Source organism: Schaalia suimastitidis DSM 15538, from assembly GCF_000429105.1.
Lineage (GTDB): Bacteria > Actinomycetota > Actinomycetes > Actinomycetales > Actinomycetaceae > Pauljensenia > Pauljensenia suimastitidis.
On the sequence record NZ_AUBF01000006.1, the window covers coordinates 19659 to 39365 of the forward strand.

General features: G+C 56.8%; 18 protein-coding genes and 1 tRNA gene. 10 read left to right on the forward strand and 9 right to left on the reverse strand.

The annotated features are described in order from the left end of the window. Positions 1-55: 55 nt before the first annotated feature. From G438_RS0100165 to G438_RS0100175, 3 genes are all read right to left on the reverse strand, one after another. Positions 56-772 (reverse strand): ABC transporter ATP-binding protein, encoded by a 717-nt coding sequence (locus G438_RS0100165; protein WP_026459640.1) that lies wholly within the window; start codon positions 770-772, stop codon positions 56-58. Continuing rightward, complete coding sequence (locus G438_RS0100170) at positions 769-1362, reverse strand: PadR family transcriptional regulator (RefSeq protein WP_026459641.1); 594 nt, start codon at positions 1360-1362, stop codon at positions 769-771. Before G438_RS0100170 ends, G438_RS0100165 begins: the two co-directional genes overlap by 4 nt. Positions 1363-1494: 132 nt before the next feature. After that, positions 1495-2145 (reverse strand): hypothetical protein, encoded by a 651-nt coding sequence (locus G438_RS0100175; protein ID WP_026459642.1) that lies wholly within the window; start codon positions 2143-2145, stop codon positions 1495-1497. A 155-nt stretch (positions 2146-2300) separates the two neighbouring features. Here G438_RS0100175 and G438_RS0100180 point away from each other — a divergent pair, with 155 nt between their 5' ends. The 5 genes from G438_RS0100180 (at position 2301) to G438_RS0100200 (ending at position 8752) form a co-directional block, all read left to right on the forward strand. Next, positions 2301-4040 carry an ABC transporter ATP-binding protein gene (locus G438_RS0100180; protein WP_026459643.1) on the forward strand — a complete coding sequence of 580 codons (1740 nt, stop codon included), beginning with the start codon at positions 2301-2303 and terminating at the stop codon, positions 4038-4040. Beyond that, entirely contained in the window at positions 4037-5932 is a 1896-nt protein-coding gene (locus G438_RS10070) for an ABC transporter ATP-binding protein (protein ID WP_084402881.1), read from the forward strand. Before G438_RS0100180 ends, G438_RS10070 begins: the two co-directional genes overlap by 4 nt. A 77-nt stretch (positions 5933-6009) precedes the next feature. After that, the gene (locus G438_RS0100190) at positions 6010-6852 is read left to right on the forward strand and encodes an aldo/keto reductase (protein ID WP_026459644.1); all 843 of its coding nucleotides are present in this window, start codon (positions 6010-6012) and stop codon (positions 6850-6852) included. Between the two features lie 89 nt (positions 6853-6941). Beyond that, positions 6942-7349, forward strand: coding sequence for an ACT domain-containing protein (locus tag G438_RS0100195; protein ID WP_026459645.1), 408 nt, complete (start codon positions 6942-6944; stop codon positions 7347-7349). An 80-nt stretch (positions 7350-7429) separates the two neighbouring features. Continuing rightward, positions 7430-8752, forward strand: a complete 1323-nt coding sequence (locus G438_RS0100200; protein ID WP_026459646.1) for a DUF4921 family protein — start codon at positions 7430-7432, stop codon at positions 8750-8752. Between the two features lie 73 nt (positions 8753-8825). Here the strand turns inward: G438_RS0100200 and G438_RS12415 are convergent, their stop codons facing one another. Continuing rightward, complete coding sequence (locus G438_RS12415) at positions 8826-9860, reverse strand: hypothetical protein (protein WP_051259147.1); 1035 nt, start codon at positions 9858-9860, stop codon at positions 8826-8828. A gap of 250 nt (positions 9861-10110) precedes the next feature. On the opposite strand from G438_RS12415, the gene G438_RS0100210 reads away from it, so the two are divergent. Then, a complete protein-coding gene (locus tag G438_RS0100210) occupies positions 10111-10374 on the forward strand; it encodes a DUF4235 domain-containing protein (RefSeq protein ID WP_240470935.1) in 264 nt (87 codons plus the stop codon). Positions 10375-10406: 32 nt separating this feature from the next. Here the strand turns inward: G438_RS0100210 and G438_RS0100215 are convergent, their stop codons facing one another. The 5 genes from G438_RS0100215 to G438_RS0100230 form a co-directional block, all read right to left on the reverse strand. Then, a complete protein-coding gene (locus tag G438_RS0100215) occupies positions 10407-10766 on the reverse strand; it encodes a sterol carrier family protein (protein ID WP_026459648.1) in 360 nt (119 codons plus the stop codon). Between the two features lie 257 nt (positions 10767-11023). Beyond that, positions 11024-12979, reverse strand: coding sequence for an OPT family oligopeptide transporter (locus G438_RS0100220; RefSeq protein WP_026459649.1), 1956 nt, complete (start codon positions 12977-12979; stop codon positions 11024-11026). 184 nt (positions 12980-13163) lie between these two features. After that, positions 13164-13301, reverse strand: coding sequence for a hypothetical protein (locus tag G438_RS12420; RefSeq protein WP_165569212.1), 138 nt, complete (start codon positions 13299-13301; stop codon positions 13164-13166). Between the two features lie 239 nt (positions 13302-13540). After that, a tRNA-Ser gene (locus G438_RS0100225) sits at positions 13541-13630 on the reverse strand. 109 nt (positions 13631-13739) lie between these two features. Then, positions 13740-14705, reverse strand: coding sequence for a patatin-like phospholipase family protein (locus tag G438_RS0100230; protein ID WP_240470936.1), 966 nt, complete (start codon positions 14703-14705; stop codon positions 13740-13742). A gap of 105 nt (positions 14706-14810) precedes the next feature. Between G438_RS0100230 and G438_RS0100235 the strand changes: the two genes are divergently transcribed. From G438_RS0100235 to G438_RS0100255, 4 genes are all read left to right on the forward strand, one after another. Beyond that, the gene (locus G438_RS0100235; protein WP_026459651.1) at positions 14811-17015 is read left to right on the forward strand and encodes a S9 family peptidase; all 2205 of its coding nucleotides are present in this window, start codon (positions 14811-14813) and stop codon (positions 17013-17015) included. Further along, positions 17012-18061, forward strand: a complete 1050-nt coding sequence (locus G438_RS0100240; RefSeq protein WP_026459652.1) for a ribonuclease H family protein — start codon at positions 17012-17014, stop codon at positions 18059-18061. The genes G438_RS0100235 and G438_RS0100240 overlap by 4 nt, the downstream gene beginning before the upstream one ends. Positions 18062-18610: 549 nt before the next feature. Further along, a complete protein-coding gene (locus tag G438_RS10080) occupies positions 18611-19375 on the forward strand; it encodes an AzlC family ABC transporter permease (RefSeq protein ID WP_051259209.1) in 765 nt (254 codons plus the stop codon). After that, complete coding sequence (locus G438_RS0100255; RefSeq protein WP_026459654.1) at positions 19372-19701, forward strand: branched-chain amino acid transporter permease; 330 nt, start codon at positions 19372-19374, stop codon at positions 19699-19701. The genes G438_RS10080 and G438_RS0100255 overlap by 4 nt, the downstream gene beginning before the upstream one ends. Positions 19702-19707 lie beyond the last annotated feature (6 nt).

The window sequence follows — 19707 nt, forward strand, 5'->3', positions numbered from 1 at the left end:
TCGGTATAAGGTCCGCCATCGGTGAAGGTATCGGGCTAGCGCCATTATGGCCTCATTAACGTAACAATGTTTCGGGGCGGTCGCTTCGGGTGCGATCAACGACTTTTCCGTCGCGCAAAAATACTGTGCGGTCCGCCCATGCAGCGTGACGGGCCTCGTGCGTCACCATCAGACATGCAGCCCCTGCGTCAGCACGTTGACGCAGCAAACTAATGATTTCTTCGCCTGCGGCAGTGTCGAGGGCGCCGGTCGGTTCGTCGGCAAGCAGCAGCTTACGGTGCCCCACCAGTGCACGTGCAATGGTGGCTCGTTGCGCTTGACCGCCCGAAAGCTCGTCAGGAAAACGGTGATCGAGATCTGTGGCGCTCACTGCCTCAAGGGCGAGGCGCGCCTGAGCAATTGCCTCCGATGTTGCCACACCGTCAAGCTCTAGGGGAAGAGCAATATTTTCCAGTACTGACAAACCCGGCACGAGATTTGACTCTTGGAATACGTAGCCAATATCCCGCAGGCGCACGCGCGCACATCCGGCGACGTCGAGGGCGCTCAGTTCATGTCCTGCCACAATGACCGTACCCTTGGTGGGGCGTTCAAGACCACCTGCAATATTGAGCAAGGTTGACTTACCAGAACCTGACGGTCCCATGACCGCAACGAGTTCACCGGCATACACCTTTAATGACACGTCTTTCAGTGCATCAACAAGTGCAGGACCGTTGCCGTGCTGGTGACTAACGGCCTCAAGTGTTAGGACAGGCGCCTGGGCGCTCACTTCGTTCCAACGAGGTCGTCAGCGTCTTGAGTGGCACGCCGACCCTTTGCCAGTGCAAATGATGCGCGCCCCGCGGCTGCCGAAATTGCGCCTGATTCAATATGATCAAGCCAATTGAGTTCTGCTTCGAGGTCGAAGATATGCCGTTCAAGGATGAGCTTCCACGCCAATTCAGTTTCGTCAGCACTGGCCTTGAGACGCGTAATGTCACGCAGCGTTTCATGGGTGGCGCGCCGTTGGGTTTGGATAAGCGCACTGACGTCAACGCGAGGATCGGCGGCGGCAACTGCTAGTTTCATGACAAGTTCGTCGCGTTCTGGACGTTCACGCGACACTGGTGTGGCCCACCATGCCTCAAGGACCACGCGCCCCTCTTCAGTCAGTTCAAATACTTCTGAGTCTCGGCCATCATTTGTTTCAGGGTGGGAGACAACGTGCCCATCACGTTCGAGGCGCTGCATCGTTTGGTAGACCTGGCCGATATTGAGCGGCCATGCTGAGCATGTTTGCTCTTCGAACATCTGCTTGAGGCGGTATACGCCGGCAGGTTGTTGCGACACGAGTGCAAGTAGCGCATATCGAACCGACATAGGACCTCCTACGGTACGCGGTTGAAGTACCCTTCCAACCTGAAGTGTTAACCAAAGAATATGCCCCTTTGGTTATTTCGTCACTATTACGCGGTATTTACTACCTCACGCCTGCGCGATGTGCGCATTTTTTCAGGACAAGCCTGCGGTCGTCAAAGCTGCACCCCAGGTGCCGAATTTTTGACGAATCGTTGCTGGCGAAGGAATGTTGACACCCTGCTCACGCAAACGTGTGGCCCACCGCGTGTACCCTGTAAAGGAGAGTCCTTGACCACCGTCTTCGGAGGCATAGCGGCGAAGTGCCTGGCAAAAATCGTCGTCACTGAATTTACCGGCGCCGCGTTCACGTCCACGTTGTGACACTTTCATGTCATATGTTTCCATCGCAGTATTCCAGGCGCCGTCCCCCAAACGCACTGCAATGGTGCGCGCGGTGGGCGGCCAAATCAAGGCGCCTTTACTGCTGGCGAGACCCCACTCGTCGAGGATCAACGCACGGGCTTTGTCAAAGCCGGCACTGGACGGCGCTTGGCGTCGCCGAAGTGTCCATCGGTGTCGCGAGGCAACTGCCGCTTCAGCAACCATTCGATGCAGCCGCGCAACAATCCCCTGATGTTCCAAAATGGGGGTAAGGAGGTCAACGGTATCGTCTACTTGGCCACGTAACTCATCAGGCACATCAGCGGAGATTCCTTTCGCGCGGTCCATCAAGGCCACGACGAACCAGAAGCCCTCATCGATGAGCTCATCGGAAAACGCTGCGGTACGAGGTGAACGGGTCATAAGACGATCCTAACCAGTTGTAAGACATTTTGCGCTACGTAGCATTAATGTGAGGGACTCCTCATGTGGGTATTTCAAAGTGGAATTGACACAGTGTCAGCATAGGCTGAATGCATTACGTTACCAACAATACGCACGAAATGAAGTGAATACCTGTGCTCTTTTCGCTGTCCTGGGACTACCTCAGCACGCGGTGGCGTGAAGTAGTTATCGTCGTCGTTTTGCAGGTGGCAGCTACGCTCGCCGCACTCGAATTACCAACCCTTAATGCGAGAATCATCGATGAAGGTGTTGCGCTGGCCAATACGGCCACGATCTGGCAACTTGGCCTCGTCATGCTACTCCTCACGGTCGCACAGGGTATTGCAACCGCAATCGCCGTGTATTTAGGCGCACGTATGGCGATGGGTTTAGGTGCGTGGTTACGTCACAAAACTTTCATACATGTTCAACAATTCGCGGCACAGGATATGCACGATTTTGGTGCGCCGTCTCTCATTACTCGAACAACCAACGACGTACAACAAGTCCAAATGGTGGTCGTTATGGCCTTCGCCATAATGGTTCAAGCCCCCATTATGGGGATCGGCGCATTAGTCCAAGCCTTCCGCCAAGACGTCAGCCTTTCGGTGCTGTTATGGATTATGGTGCCCGTCCTTGTGGTGGCGGTCGCCATCATGATGCGTCTGATGGCACCCCAGTTCTCGCGCCAACAAAAACGTATCGACGCAATGAACACCGTCCTACGCGAAGAACTCACTGGCATTCGCGTCATACGTGCTTTTGTCCGCCAGCCCTTCATTGCGAGTCGATATGGCGACGCTAATGACGCATTGCGCGAGGTGGCTATGCGAATCGGCGGCCTTTTTGCTGTCCTATTCCCCTTGGTCACGCTGATCATTTCGGTGACAAATGTGGCCGTCGTGTGGGTGGGTGGCCACCTCATTGATACTGGTCAATCTCAGGTAGGCTCGCTCTTTGCCTTCCTCAGTTATGTTGGCATGCTCATGGGCGCGGTAATGATGTCCGCGATGATTATCATCATGGTGCCACGTGCTGATATTGCTGCAGGTCGTATCCGTGAGGTGCTTACACATGAGGTCGCAATCCGCCCTCCCCGTGAACCCCAAACGGTCGAAGGTGAGCGTTGGACCTTCACACTGACCGATGTTGCAGTGCAATACGCCGGTGCAGAACATGCAGTCCTAGAAAATATTGACCTCACCCTTCAGGCAGGAACACGCACCGCGCTCATCGGCGCTACCGGCTCAGGCAAGACAACCCTGGCTCAACTCTTCCCACGCCTCCTCGACCCCAGTAGCGGCACTATTGCCGCCAACGGTGTGGCATTGTCCGATATCGACCTTGCTCAGTTGCGTCGCCGCATTGCCTTCGTCCCACAAAAGGCGCACCTTTTCTCCGGCACCATTGCGTCAACGGTGTCAGGCGTTGACACGCCCAATGATGCCGAGCGTGCACGTGTCGAATGGGCTTTGCAGGGCGCCTGCGCCCAAGAGTTCGTCTCACGGCTAAGTGACGGTATCGATGCAGTAGTTGAACCTGGTGGAAAGAATTTCTCTGGCGGGCAGCGGCAACGGCTCTCCATTGCTCGGGCACTGTACCGGCAAGCTGATCTTTATATCTTTGACGATTCTTCCTCTGCTTTGGATCACGCAACCGACGCCCAACTGCGCGCCAACCTTGCTGCCTATACGGCCGGTGCAGCAGTCCTTCTTATTGCTCAACGTGTCGCCAGTGTCAAAGATGCCGACGTCATTATCGTCATTGACGGCGGACGTATCGTTGGACGCGGCACTCACGACGATCTGCTCAAGGAGTGCCTCACCTACCAAGAGATTGTCGCCTCGCAAATGAGTCAGGAGGTGGAGCAATGAGCCACGGACCACACGGACGCACCATTGATCCCACCGCAAAATCCAGCGATTTTTCACGCACCTTGCGCCGTCTCGCTGCTGAACTACAACCCGATCGCTGGCGAATCCTCCTTGCCGCAGGTGCCACCGTCGCAACGGTTTCCGCCACCGTTGCCGCACCGAAGCTCCTAGGGCAAGGCACCGATATTCTGTTCTCTGGCGTCATGTCGAAATTCGTCACCCAGGGTTCGTCCATTGACGAGGCGGTGGCATCGTTGCGCGCCAGCGGGCAAGATCAGTTGGCGGATATGGTCGCCACCATGGATTTCGTGCCGGGTGCTGGCGTTGATTTTGCTGCACTGGGCACTATCTTGCTCATCGTGCTTGCCATCTACATTGCCAGCGCAGTTTTCGGGTGGATCACCGGCATAGTGCTCCGCACCGCCGTGCAGAATACGGCGTGGCGTCTACGCGACAAAGTGCAACGCAAAATCGAGCGATTGCCGCTGTCTCATATCGACAAGAATTCGCGTGGCGACTTGATGTCGCGCGTATCCAACGACGTGGATAACGTTGCGCAGGTAATGAACCAAACCCTGTCACAGTTCATGCAGTCGGCACTGACGGTGGTCGGCATTATCGTGATGATGCTGTCCATGTCGTGGCAGCTCACACTGTTGTCACTCGTTGTCCTACCAGTTGGTATGGGTATTGTTGGTTTCCTTATGGGCAGGGCTCAGCCACATTTCCGCGCCCAGTGGAAGCACACGGGCGACCTGGCTGGCACTGTGGAAGAAGCCATTTCTGGTCACGAAGTGGCATTACTTTACGGCTTAGAGCAGCGTTTTGAGGACGAGCTCAACGCTTCTAATAGTGCCTTGTATCAAGCATCAACGCGTGCACAATTTGTGTCGAACCTCGTGATGCCGATTATGAATATGATTTCGTCAGCAACCTACGTGGTGGTGGCCGTTGGTGGTGGGCTGATGGTGGCCAATGGGTCAATGTCCCTTGGCTCTGTCCAAGCGTTCATCCAGTATTCACGCCAATTCATGCATCCGCTGGGCACACTGGCAACGATGGCCAGTTCCCTCCAATCGGGTGTGGCCAGTGCCGAACGTGTCCTCGATTTCCTTGACGCTGACGAGATGGAACCAGAGACCGCGAGTGCATCTTTGCCTCAGCACGTGTCGGGTCGCATCGTATTTGACCATGTGTCTTTTAGTTACGTCGCTGGCTCTCCGGTAATCAAAGACCTATGTGTCACGGTGGAACCTGGACAGATGGTGGCAATTATTGGCCCCACGGGTGCAGGAAAAACTACATTGGTCAACCTTTTGATGCGTTTTTATGAGGTTGATTCGGGCACTATCACCCTTGACGGCGTTGATATCCGTACCTTGTCGCGTGACGAATTACGGCGCCACATGGGGATGGTTTTGCAAGACACTTGGCTCTTCGACGGCACAATTGAGGAAAATATTGCCTTCGGACGCCAGGGTGCGACAACAGCTGATGTCATTGAGGCTGCCGAGGCGACGGCTGTTGATCGTCTCGTACGCCATTTGCCTCAGGGATACGACACGCATGTGAGCGACGAATCGGATGCCCTGTCCACTGGGGAAAGGCAGCTTCTGACCATTGCGCGTGCCTTCGTTGCACAGCCCGATATTTTAATCCTTGACGAGGCGACCTCCTCTGTTGATACGCGTACCGAGGTCTTGGTGCAGCGCGCAATGGATCGCTTGCGTCACGGGCGCACAGCCTTCGTTATTGCTCATCGTCTGTCAACTATTCGCGATGCTGACCTTATTTTGGTGATGGAGGAGGGTGACGTGGTGGAAATGGGTCGCCACGAGGAGCTCCTTGCCTTGGGTGGTACCTATGCGCGCCTGCACCATGCAGCAAATTAGGGGACAATTGAAGGCACAGTAGCGCAGTGGATTCAGTCAGCCATACGGCTTTTGCGTGTCAACCCAAAGGAAGGACTATGCAGACGATTCCAACGGTAACTTTGCCAACGGGCGCGCCAATCCCTCAGTTAGGTTTTGGCACCTACAAGGTGGCACCTGATGTCACCGTTGATGTCGTCGCCAATGCCCTTGAAGTGGGATATCGACATATTGATACGGCCCAAATGTATGCCAATGAAGCTGAAGTGGGACATGCGTGGTCGCAGTCAGGAATTGCTCGCGAGGATCTGTTTCTCACATCGAAACTCAATAATGGCAACCACGAACCGGGGCCTGCTCGCGATTCCTTTGAGCGGACATTGGAGGCGCTGCAAACCGATTATGTGGATCTGTTTTTGATTCACTGGCCACTGCCCGACCTGTATGACGGCGATTTCCTTATGCCGTGGCGTGTCTTAGAGGAGTTTTTCGCTGATGGTCGGGCACGCGCGATTGGTGTCTCTAATTTTCAACCCGCCCATATGCGTGTCCTTCTTGAGGGTGGCGACGTTGTTCCACACGTGAGTCAAGTGGAGGCGCATCCTTTTATGGCCAATGACGCGGTTCGAAGTGCGGCTCGCGAGGCGGGAATGGTGACCCAGGCGTGGTCACCTCTGGCACGTGGGCGTGCCTGCACCGATCCTATTCTTGCCGAGGTGGGGGCGACTTATGGGGTGAGTGCCTCACAGGTGGCACTGCGGTGGGCAATCCAGCGTGGCGACGTGATTTTCCCAAAGTCGCTTGATCGCAACCGCCAAGAGGAGAACGTTAATATCTTCTCCTTTGAATTATCTGCTGAGGATATGCAACGCATTAATGCGCTCGATCAGGGGGAGGCTGGGCGTACAGGTTCGCATCCTGACACGATGAACCGCCTATAGGACGCATGTCACTTGTCGCATGATGAGATAGATGTCCATTTGCGGGACAGTAACCGGACAACTATGGCGAGCCAGGCTAGCCTATCGACATGCCGAATGTGTCTGAACTTGATCAAGCCCTAGCAACTATTAATCCCAGCTCGTTGGGAACCTACGTTTTTGCCCTCGTTGATTCTGTCCCGGAGGGTGTCGACGCCTTCGCAATCATCCGAGATGAGAACCTATGGACGGTAGTCGTCCCCGAAGCTGAAGCACGCCGCCTCCACCTCCCTACCGATGATACCTATGAGCGCATTAGCCTTGGCCTCACCTCGGCTCTTGCAGCCGTTGGCGTAACAGCTTCGATTGCACAAATTTTGTCCGCGCGGTCAATCACCGCGAATTTTGTCGCCTCCAACCGCCACAACCACCTATTCGTTCAAAAGGGACGTGCCCAAGAAACCCTGGCACTCCTCACCGATCTGGGACGACGCGCCAAGGGCTACCTCCCCCTTTAACGACATAGGGCGTATCACCTCGTCAATCGGGAACGAGGCGATAGCGCACCGACAGGGGCTACGACCGATAGACTAAGCCTATGGCAGCGCTGCACCCCTCGACTGATTCCGCAATACGCCGACTTCCTGACGGAACGGTCAAACAGCGTAACCTATTAACTGGAACGGAAGTGTGGACAGTACCCGGCAGAGGCAACCGGCCCCTCGACAATGTCCGTACCGTCGACCCTTTACCAATCGATCAACACGCACACGGGCACTACTGTGCATTTTGTGAAGGCCGCTACCTCGATACGCCGCCGGAGAAAGCGCGACTCATCCGTGACGCGCACGGTGCGTGGCACGAACTTGCTGGCCTACCAGCTGAAGATCTTTCCGCCACGGTGGCCGAGTTTCGCCGCATTCCAAATCTGTTCGAAATCGTCTCCTACAACTACTGGCACCTCAACTACGGCCATGTCCCCTCTGAGGGTGAACACCGTCGAATGGCGGAATATTTGGCGTCATCACGCGGCTATGACCATGTGATGAATGTTGTGGGCGCGCGTATGAAAGCGCAGGGAACCACCGAGGAAGAACTTGCGGGCTTAAGTGATTCTGATTTGCTGCGGCAGGCCAACGGCTTTTTCAGTGGCGGACATGACCTTATCGTCGGGCGTCGCCACTATGTTGACGGCGCAGAAGACACCTCTCAATTGGCGTCATCTGGCACTCTAACCCCGGAAGAGCACTACCAGTACACCGCCTTTACTGCGCGCTCCATGCGGGACTTATACCGCCTCGATCCTGCCGTGCGCTACGTCGCTACCTTCCAAAACTGGCTTAAACCTGCTGGTGCATCCTTCGACCACCTCCATAAGCAGCTGGTGGCCATCGACGAACATTCAGTGCAAACACAGGCTGAAGCCGACCGACTGATTCACGACCCAGATATTTACGACGAGATTTTGAAAGTTGGGGCCACTCGGAAACTGCTTATCGCACAAAACGACCATGCGGTAGCGATGGTGGGCTTTGGGCATCGATTCCCAGGCTTGGCGGTGTGGCCACTTCACACGCCGCGCAATCCGTGGGAAGTCAGCGACGAAGTGATGCGAAGCGTATCTGATCTGCTTCACGCTGTTCATGCAGCAACTGGCTCACAGGTACCTTGTAATGAAGAGTGGTACCACAGGCCACCTGATCTTGATGTACCAATGCGGTGGCGGATTCTCCTCAAGTGGCGTCTGTCAACCTTGGCGGGTTTTGAGGGTGGTACGCGTATCTACCTCAATACGATCGATCCTTGGCAGGTTGCCTCGCAAGTCGTCCCACGCCTGCTGCACATGCGTGAGGCTGGCCAAATTGCGCCCATGAAGATTGGTGAGGAGTGCCGCGTATCACCCAGTCTGCTACGGGATTAGGCGTTCATCGTGGCCTGGGAACACTGGCCTGGCCAGGCTTTGCGGCACCGGCGTATACATGCTGAGGCGGAATCTACCGTTCAAGCGACGCAGGATCGGGTGTGAGGAACCACCATGCAGGGGCATCGGCTGTCTCAGGTGTGGGCGTTCCTGCCAATGGGGTGACCCACGGACTGTAATTCAACAAGGCCTGGCCAGCATCAGAGGTGAGGTAGGTGATGAGGTTTTTGGCTGCCCCAGACAGTTCTTCTGGCGCTGCGTCACCCGCTGGCGCAATATGCACGATGCGTTGGATACACGTGCCTGGGATAAGGCGTGCGTAACTTTGTGTACCAGTGTTGTCGCGGGCTTGCGCCGCTAACGATTGCGGGGCAACGATCAGAGGATAATTGCCATTAGTGGCGTCCGGCAGCCACGACAGTGACGAGGCGGCGCTCCACTGCGTCAGCGCGTCGTTGTAGGTGGGGGCCGTCATGGCGCCAACGCCTTGCGCCGAAGCTAACCACTGGCTGGCGTCGCCTGTATGTCGACTAAGCATCTCAACAAATGCGTTGCCGAAGGTCGTATCTGCTGCAGGTATCACAAGGTGCTCGGCCATAGTAGCCACCTCATCCGCAGTCGTTGGCATGGCCACGTTATTGGCCGAAAACCAGCTGATATCTGCCATCACACAAATATCGTCGCGCCCATAGGCCGTGGCGTGGGGCACCTGCGCGTTATCCACACCAAGGACAAGTTCTGCATCTTCAGGTACCGCATCGAGGCTAGCGGCTTCATTTTGGACGATGGTCTCACCAGTAATTTCATTGAATATTGAGACAAGTTCGTCGCTCAGGCGAGCACCCGGCAAGTAGGCAACATTAACCTGACCTTTTCCACGTTCAACGGCGAAAGCAGATAAGAGTTCCTCCCGGTGGGACGTGGACGTCACTTCCTCTTCGCTTATTCCCACCTCGGGCGTGGAGGATTGACTGTGTTGCGGCTTTCCATCAAGGGGACCAAAACTATCCGTGAAGGGCTGTGCATCGCCGATAGCAGGACTGCACGCTGTCAAAAAGGTGGCGGTACCTGCAATGATGACGGCGGCAATACTGCGTTTGCGTGGCATATGTGTTCCCTTCTGAGCAAGTCTTAGTGTATTGCGCCCACGGCATTGGCGGGTTGGCATATACGCGGCGCGCCTTGGAGCGCAACAAAAGAAGGCATCTGCCTGATGGCACCGTGACCGTGCCCGCTGGCAAATACTCTTAAGCACACTGGTCCGCATATGCGTGACACACCTGCATCGTATGACTAAATAAGGCAAGATGAGTTCTAGCAGTTGCTGCTCAATCGCCACAAGGAAACAGGAGAGCATGATGGATTTAGGGTGGAAGATCTTTTCAGGCGGCGCATTAGCTCTGACCGCCCTAGCTGCTGGCAAAGTCGCCGAGGTGGGGTGGCGCGTGGCCACCGGTATGGATGTTCCCGATGACGATGACGACGAGGTGAGCCTCGTTGCGGTGGTGGCTTTCGCTGCGGTTTCTGCTGCCGTTATTGCCTACGCACAGCACTACACTTCACGAGGCGCGAAGAAGGTCTACGCTCGACGCAGCCAGCGTCGGCAGATTACCGAAGCCTGAGTGCGCGGTTCGAGGCGTCAGTAAGACGCAGTTCACATTAGCGGTAAATGTGCCGCCAAATCGGTTCGTTGTCCCGACGCTTCTACACTCCCTGCGCGCACGGCCTCGTCCCACGTGACCGCACCCGTGACCAAAGCAAGCCACGTGTGAGGGTCCGTTTCGATGACAGCCGGAGGAGTGCCTCGTCGATGGGTGGTACCAGAGAACGCTTGTGTCACGCCAGCTGGAGGAACACGGATTTCGACGGCACCGCCTGGGTGAAGCGCGGCAAGTTCTTCGAGGCTCCACCGCACCGCAGTCAACAGGTGTTGACGATCCGTATCCTCACCTAAGCGCCTCCAGGTTGAAATCGCCGCGATGCCGTCACTGTCACTGATCCGTCGCTTCACCATATCCCTATCCTTGCACAGCTCCTCAGCCTGCATGTCAACGGTGGCGCTCGGTGGTGCGCTGGCAGGGCGTCGCAGCTTGTGCGAAGCGTCTCTTCGGTGACACGACACCGGAAGAACGTGCAGACGAGATTATCGCCTACTGCAAACAGCACATTAAGAACTCGACGCTTCGCACTCGCGGACCTATTACTACGACTGCTCACCGTTCCAACACGTGCATGCCGGGCCCCACCAAGATCACACTATTGCGCAACCTTCTACCTCTGAGTGGCGACCCTGCGAGTGCGCGTGTACAGAGCCACCACGATGGCAACAAATACGGCCAGACCCAGCCATGTCGCCACCGGCGCGAAGGATTCGGGGACAAAGCTGAGCGGCACATTCAGACCAACCAAGCCCGCGAAGATCACGCCCCACAGGGATTCGCCAACGATCAAACCCGTCGCAGTAAGAATCCCCATGCGTTTGGCACGTTCAGGATCCTTCTGGGTAGCAGCCCACTTGTCGTAGAAATGCCCCAAGAGGGCGCCGATCGGGATGACGATGGTGACCGCCATCGGCAGATACATACCCATGCCCACTGCTAGACCCGGCAAGGACAGACCCTGAGTAAAACGGCGAAGCACCTCGTCAATGATGATCACGCCGATACCAATCAAAGCGCCAAGACCCAGCAGATTCCAATCAAGGTCACCACCGAAAACACCTTGGGCCAACGTTGACAACAGCGAGGCTTGTGGGGCAGCCAAGGCATTCTCGCCCGCTCCCGGCGCACCCTGGAATCCAAAAGCAGTCTGCATAAGGTTCAAGACGGGTGGGATGATGATTGCACCAAAAATCACGCCGATGACCAGCGCGACCTGCTGGCGCCACGGGGTCGCGTCCACCAGTTGGCCGGTCTTGAGGTCCTGCAGGTTGTCGTTAGAGATAGTGGCGATACCAAAGACGATGGCGGCAGTGAACAGCGTGTAAGCAACTAGTGCGCCCTGCTCATCTCCGGTCGCGGTGCCATGCACTAGCTTGACGACCAAGGCGGCAGTAATAACGACGAGGATACCCACGCCGGAGATAGGCGAATTGGATGCACCAATGAGGCCCGCCATATACCCGCAGACCGAGGCGACAGCCAAGCCGGTGAGCAGGACGAAAAGGATGGACACAATGACCAGACCGACGATGCCGTGGGCAGCAGGGGTGTCTTTGACGAATAACCACAGCAGCACGCCGATAGGCAGCATCGAGGCCAGGGTGACGCCGATGACGACCTTGGCAGACAGATCTTGTTCGGTCAGTGGCACCTCTTCACCTGCACCGCGCTTTGCGGAGGAGGCGAGGGAGTCGCGGATACCAGTGACAATGGGACCAATGAGCTTGAGGAGGGTCCAGATTGCGGCGATCGCGATGGTGCCAGCGCCAATCAGACGGACCTCGCTGCGGAAGGTGGTGGATACGACGGAAGCCAGATCGGCAGCGTCAGCGATCTGACCGGAGGTGAGCACCGGCAGGAGCACACCGTAAGAGATGAGCAGACCGACGATCATGGCTGCACCGACCCCGATACCGACGAGGTGCCCCACGCCAATCAGGGCCAGGGACAGAGAGCCAGCAGCCATGGTGCCGCCCGCACCCAAGCGGAATACACCGGAGATTTCAGTGCCTACGGCCTTAATAGAGCCGAGGATGGCAAAGCCTGCCGAGGACAGGCCACCCCAGATGATAGCCCACAGCCCGCGCTTGGAATCCTCGGCGCCTTGGTGAGAGTCACCGACCTTGAGGACCTCGGCGGCTGCCACGCCTTCGGGGTAGGGCAGGGTCGAGTTGGTGACCAGCGCCCGTCGCAGCGGGATGGAGTACATGACGCCGAGGATGCCACCCAAGGCAATAACAAAAACCGACTGCCAGTAGGGGAAGCCTTGCCACCAGCCGACCATCACCAGGCCAGGCAGGACGAAGATGATCGCTGACAGGGTGCCTGCGGCGGACGCAATGGTCTGGACAATGTTGTTCTCTTGGACGGTGTGGTCCTTGAAGTAACGCAGGATCGCCATAGAGATGACAGCCGCTGGGATAGATGTCGCGAAAGTCAGACCCGCTTTGAGGCCCAGGTAGACATTGGCCGCCGTGAAGATCAGGGTGATGATCCCACCAATGATGACGCCTCTCAGCGTCAACTCTTTGATCGACGGGCCGCCGGTCTTCGATGCAGGTCTCATATGGGGTGTCATGGTGTACTCCGTTAACGAATTGATGAACTGTCGCATTCAACACCCTCTGAACTAGCCGTGCCCCACCCTTTCGTCCCTTGCCTACATAGGCAGGCTACCTGGGTGTGCGTCACATTACGGCACGCGTATATGTGCCGGATCACGTGACAACGGGGATGCCTGACTTCGCCAGTCATCTCACCTCCGGGTCGAGGCGGGCAGCCTTCCAGAATCCGCTGAAGACGATCCGCACCTTGGGTACTCCTGCTGCCACCAGGTGGCGGCGCCCGCAGGTCACCCGTCCCTGTTCGCCGAGCACATAGGCTGACACAAAGCGAGGTTGAGACGAGATAAACGGTACGGAGCTCCTCAAGGACTTTTTCACCCGCGATCGTACTCGAGCCGTCACGACTCAGCCACCGGACCTCGACATTACTGGGCGCTTCGATACATTGGATAACGGCCTCCCGGGGACCTCGGGGACCTCTATCCGCACCCTCAGCATCGGGGTTTTAAGACATAAAGAAACCGCTTGACCCCAACTTTTTGTTGGAATCATGCGGTTTTCAATGGCGGTAGCGGTGGGATTTGAACCCACGGTGGCTGTTACACCACACAGCATTTCGAGTGCTGCACCTTCGGCCGCTCGGACACGCTACCTCGGCCAATAACATTAGCGCATGGCAACCAATCGGTGCTAATCGGCTCTGACGCTTTTCGTCACAATCCACGCACAGCAACTATGCACGACGAAGAGCCTCCCTGTCGCCTACAGCCCCAAGAACGCCTTAAATGCCGGTAACTCCCGTTGGAATTGAGCAAGACCCATGTGATACGCCGCGTCGAGACGATCCACATTCATCTCGGTACTACTTGCGGTTGTCACCTCAGGAGCAAAGACGAAGGCACGTCCTTGTTCTTCCAACTCAAATACTTTGCGTCGCGCCGTATTGTAACGCGCAGGTCGACGCAGCACCCCCTCGTACACGGAAGGAAAATCCTTAAATTTTGCCCGCAACGCAATGTCAAGAGCAGGCCGCAACCCACCCTTGACGTAGTCACGTGGCCGCGTCAGCACCACGACGTATTTTTTGTAGCCTGCGCGCATCGCGGCATCTAAGGCAATACCGCCATTGTCACCAAGTGCGCCGTCAAAATACGTTTCGCCCTCAACTTGCAGTGGCGGCATCAATATTGGCAGGGTTGACGAGGCACGTACCGCTTGGCACACCGCCTGCAGTGTCGCCATATCTTTCCTTGTCAGCCACTCCGTTTGACCGCGGGTAGCATTAAATGTGGCCACCTGAACCTGCGCTGGATTTGCCTCGAATGCCTCCATATCGAATGGTAATTCACCATCTGGCTGGGGGATTTGCTCGTAGAGGAACTCAACATTAAACATCCCTTCTCCCCTCAGGAAGGAGGCCATTCCTCCACACCGTGGATCAGCCGCAATATCAACAAATGCGGCGCGTGCTCGCCACGCATCACGAGACACATAGTTCAGCGAATGTGTCGCCCCTGCAGAAACACCGGATACATGCGGGAAGACGATTCCTTCTTCAATCAGTGTAGTAACAACACCTGCCGTGTGGGCGCCACGCATACCCCCACCTTCGAAAACAATGGCAACATCGTCGATCACGTGTTCACCGGTATTACTGTCCGTCATAGCGACCTTCCCCATATCTGACTGCTGAGTCGATTTTGCTCCTTTCACCTTGTCGGCGCCCACCGTAGTCCTCCCTATGAGACCCGCTCAGTATCCACGATCACAACACCTCACCTACACAAGCACCGTTTCGCGCCTTTTTCTGCCAGAACCTTTAGGCTTACAGGCATGACTGATGCCCGCGTCGACCACTGCCATCCGCCTCGTGCCGCAAAAAAATACGGTTACCGTATTCGCAACATCCACGGCGCACATTTTGACGACCCGTGGGATTGGTTGCGTGACAAGCATGATCCTGAGGTTATTGCTCACCTCAACGCTGAAAACGCTTGGGCTGACACCATATGTGCGCCGCAACGCGATTTGGCTGAGGCCATCACGCAGGAGATTCGTTCCCACACTGCGCTCACCGACGTCACGGTACCGGTACGCGACGGCGATTACTGGTGGTTTTCACGATGGGCCGAAGGGCAGCAATACCGCACGCATCACCGGATAGCTGCGCACAACAACCACCTGCCGATACCGAAGCCTGGTGTCGCATGGAGAGGCGAAGAACTCGTCCTCGACGAAAACCAACACGCTGTCGGCCACACGTATTTTCAGCTCGGAGACCTTGTGCCCAGCCCCTGCGGACGCCTCGTCGCGTGGTCCCGCGATACGAGCGGCGACGAACGCTGGACGTGGACAGTGCAGGAGGCGGCCACGGGCACCGTAATTGACGAGGCGGTGCACGATACCGGGGTCGGCCTGGCGTGGGCAGCTGACTCGTCGGCTTTTATCTATACCCGTCTTGACGAGGCGTGGCGACAGCACGAAGTGTGGCTGCACCGCGTGGGCACGAGCGCCGATGAAGACCTTCTGCTCCTTCGTGAAGACGATGAACGTTTTGAGGTGTGGTTCTCCCCTAGCGCTGACCCACACCATGTCGCCATACACGCTGTGTCACCCACCACGGGTGAGGCGTGGTTGTGGCGCACGGCAACCCCTGAACAGGTCCCGCTCCCGCTCACTGGACGCCAGGCCTCGGTAATGGTCACTGTCGAACCCGCTGGGGACCACCTGTTGTTGATTCATACGCGCGACAGTGTCGAAGGTACCCTCTGTGCTGCTCCGCTGCCCGCCGTCACCGTCACTACCGCATCTGAGCCACTGGCTCCACCATCGACCTGGGTACCTATCCGGCACGCGAGCGACGGGGAACGCCTCACGGAAGTAGAAGCCTATCGGGACTTCTGCGTCCTATCGTTGCGTTCCGGCTCCTTGACGCAAGTGGAACACCGTCTACGCACAGAAAAACCCGCTGACAGTACCGATGCCTTGGACCTGACAACTCTTTGGGGACCAGGCGTCTTTGTCGAGGTCCCCTCCTCGGTGCGCACGATTTCGACAGCCCCTGCCGGGCGTTTTGTCGATCGACATTTCCGCATCACATATCACAGTGTCACCGTGCCACCCACCTGGGAAAATGTTGACCCGCGTACCGGGACACGCACCCGTTTAAAAACCTTGGAGGTCCCCTTATGGGATCCCAACGACTATGTTGAAGAGCGCGTATGGGTGCAGGCGCGCGATGGACACACCCAGATCCCTGTGACACTCGTGCACCGACGAGACGCCCAACCCGATGGCACACATGCGGCGTGGCTCCACGGCTACGGCGCATATGAAATACCCTTTGATGCCGAGTTCTCTGCTCTGCGTCTGCCAGCGCTGCGTCGCGGCGTGGTTCACGCTATTGCGCATATCCGAGGTGGCGGCGAAATGGGGCGCGCATGGTATGAAGATGGGAAAGAACTCCGTAAAGTCAACACCTTCACTGATTTCCTTGATGTTGCCCAGTGGTTGGAAACGAGCGGGTGGGTTCAGCCGGGTCGCCTCATCGCTGAAGGACGTTCCGCTGGCGGCCTTTTGATGGGTGCCGTTGTGAATATGGATCCCACCCGCTTTGGAGCTGTTTTAGCTGGAGTGCCATTCGTTGATGCGCTCACAACGATCCTTGATGCATCTCTGCCATTGACTGCCGGCGAATGGGAAGAATGGGGAAATCCCATAACTGACGCCACTATTTACCGGGCGATGCGAGCTTATACGCCTTATGAGAATGTTCGCGACGGGGTGGCGTATCCGGCGATGATGGTGACGACCTCACTCAATGACACGCGCGTATTCCATGTTGAACCTGCCAAATGGGTGCAGCGCCTGCGCGAAGCGACGACATCGGATACCCATCGTTGTCCGATTGTTTTGCGCACGGAAATGGTCGCTGGACACGGTGGGCCGTCAGGACGTGAAGGTCACTGGAGGGCGCGCGCTGAAGAGTTTGCCTTTGCGCTGTCACGCGTTGACGCCACCATAAGGTTGGACGCATGACGATCACAGCGGCAGCGGATGGTTCATCGCTGGGCAATCCTGGCCCGGCAGGATGGGCGTGGGTAGTTTCAGAAGATATCTGGGCTGCTGGAGGCTGGAATGAAGGGACGAATAACCTCGGTGAGCTCACCGCTGTTTTGGAATTGTTGCGCGCCACCGCAGAAGCAGGGTTAGCTGATGAACCGTTGCATATTCTGGCCGATTCACAGTACGCCATTAATGTCGTCACCAAGTGGAGGCACGGGTGGAAGCAACGCGGATGGACCAAAGCTGATAAGCAGCCCATTAAAAACCTTGACTTGATTCAAGCCATTGACCGAGCCATCGAAGGACGGAACGTCACCTTTGAATGGGTGAAAGGGCATGCGGGGCATCATCTCAACGAGATGGCTGACCTGCGGGCACGTTCCTGCGCTGAGGCATTCCGCGACGGTGTGCCACCTGAGTTGGGGCCTGGTTTTTCTGCTGATAACCTCATTGTTGGTGAAGACCCGTTTGATGGCACTGTCGGCGTGAGCAAGATCGGCGCCGGTGAGATCGACACTAGTGAGATCAGCGCTGCGGCACCATTGATTGTCGGCATTCAAGAACCTTCAGATACTCCACTGGACCACTCAATGCCGACCAGCACAATTGAGGCGCAACACCTGGGTGCGTTCGCGGATAAGTCAACGCTTCACAAGGCGCCCCACAGTAGCACTGCCACCACAGACCCTGCTTCGACCACGCGTTCAGATGCGGAAGTCCTTGCAGCTCATGAGGCATATATTGTCGCGTGGCTCAAGGCTGACGAGGCTGCACTGGCACCCATCACCACCAACGACACTCGCCGTGTCTGGCCAGATGGCACCATCACCTCGACCTTGACGGGCAGGGCCCCACAGCACGCCACAATTGTGCACCCAAAGGTTCGCCAACTCGGACCCGGCGTATGGCTCATCCGGCACCTCTTACGATGGGACGGCGGAGGCAGCGTTGACGCGGCGATATGGGAGGCTTCGGATGATGGTTTGACGCTCATCCACCACCAATCCACCCGCGCCTAACAAACTGGCACACGTGTAACAGCACCGAACCGATTACTGAATCAAAACCCCACACCGAACAACACACCGTTTGGACCCTGCCCTACCGTTCCATGTGTTGACCCGGCAGAACACGTCTCCAATACCCCCATCCCACGCAGGTCAACACACCAAACGGAAGCACACCTACCGTTCCGTGTGTCGACACCAACGAGGGCACCCCTTTGTCCACCTCCAACGCACGAACAACACACCGTTTGGACCCTGCCCTACCGTTTGCTGTGTCGACGACAGAAAAACGTTCCCTTTAGTTGATCCTCACAACAGGTGAACACACCAAACGGAAGCACACCTTCCGCACGCTGTGTCGACCCGGTCTGTGCGGTGCTGGTAACCAATAGCAATCAGTACAGTGCCTGAATCAAGGTCCTTCACAACCACAGCTATTTCCACCGAAGCGGCAGCGCCTCCATACCCTTGCCCATACTTGCGCCCCACACCCACACCGGCACCTGCACGCACAGCGGACTATTGGGCACCGCCACCAGTGGCAGTGCCACAATCGCATATATGACCCTTGGCCCACACGAGTACGGTATTGAGCTACGCGCCGTACCAGCCTCGCCTGTGCGTGCCGAGATCGCCGCCGGTTTAAGAATCACAGCACCTGCAGCACTAGGTTACGTGCCACTAGGTTTGGCTTTCGGTTTACTCGTCGCCCAATCGTCGTTGCCGTGGTGGATGGCACCTGCCTTGTCGCTCACCGCCTATTCAGGTTCGGTGGAGCTACTCATGGTGTCCCTGGCAGGAGGTGGAGCGCCGCTAGCCACCATTGCGGTGACAACGTTCCTAGTCAATGCTCGCCACGCTTTCTATGCCTTCTCCTTCCCTTTGCGGGCGGTGCGTGGGAAGGCAGCGCGCGCCTACTCCGTTTACGCCCTTGTTGACGAGGCCTACGCGCTTACGGTGGCACGCCCACATGGATGGACCAGCAGTCGCATACTCACAATGCAAATATTCCTGCAATCCACGTGGGTGATTTCGGGCCTTATCGGGGTGACTTTGGGGTCTCTCATCCCAGCGAAAATTGATGGCCTAGATTTTGCGTTATGCGCCATGTTTATCACCCTTGCTTTAGATGCAGCACGCAGCCGTGAACATATCCCCTCCGTACTATTGGCTGGACTTGCACTTGTCGTAGCGTGGTTCTTATTCCGGGGCCAATGGTTAATTTCTACCCTGCTGCTTTTCGTTGCCTTACTTATTGGGCGTCATCTGTGGGAGCGCTACCTCACCGCCCGTGACCATGCTGCTAGGTGCACGGAGGCCCAATGACACCTACTGTGCAGTATCTGCTCGCAGTCCTTGCCATTGTTTTTGTCATTGACCTAGCGTTGCGTGCCCTTCCATTCGTTGTTCTTGAACCGCTGAAAGAGTCACATTTTGTTCGCAATATGGGCGCATGGATGCCTGTCGGTATCCTCCTCGTCCTTGCAGTGGTCACTCTAGAAGGACACCTCATTGCCGTCCCGTCCCATGCGTGGGCTGCTCTTGTCGCCGCGGCGGTCACCGTTGCCACCCATCTTTTGTTCGGTCGTCGCATGATGATCAGCATCGCCGCTGGTACGGCAACCTACGTGCTTTTACTTCACGTGCTCTAGGCTTTT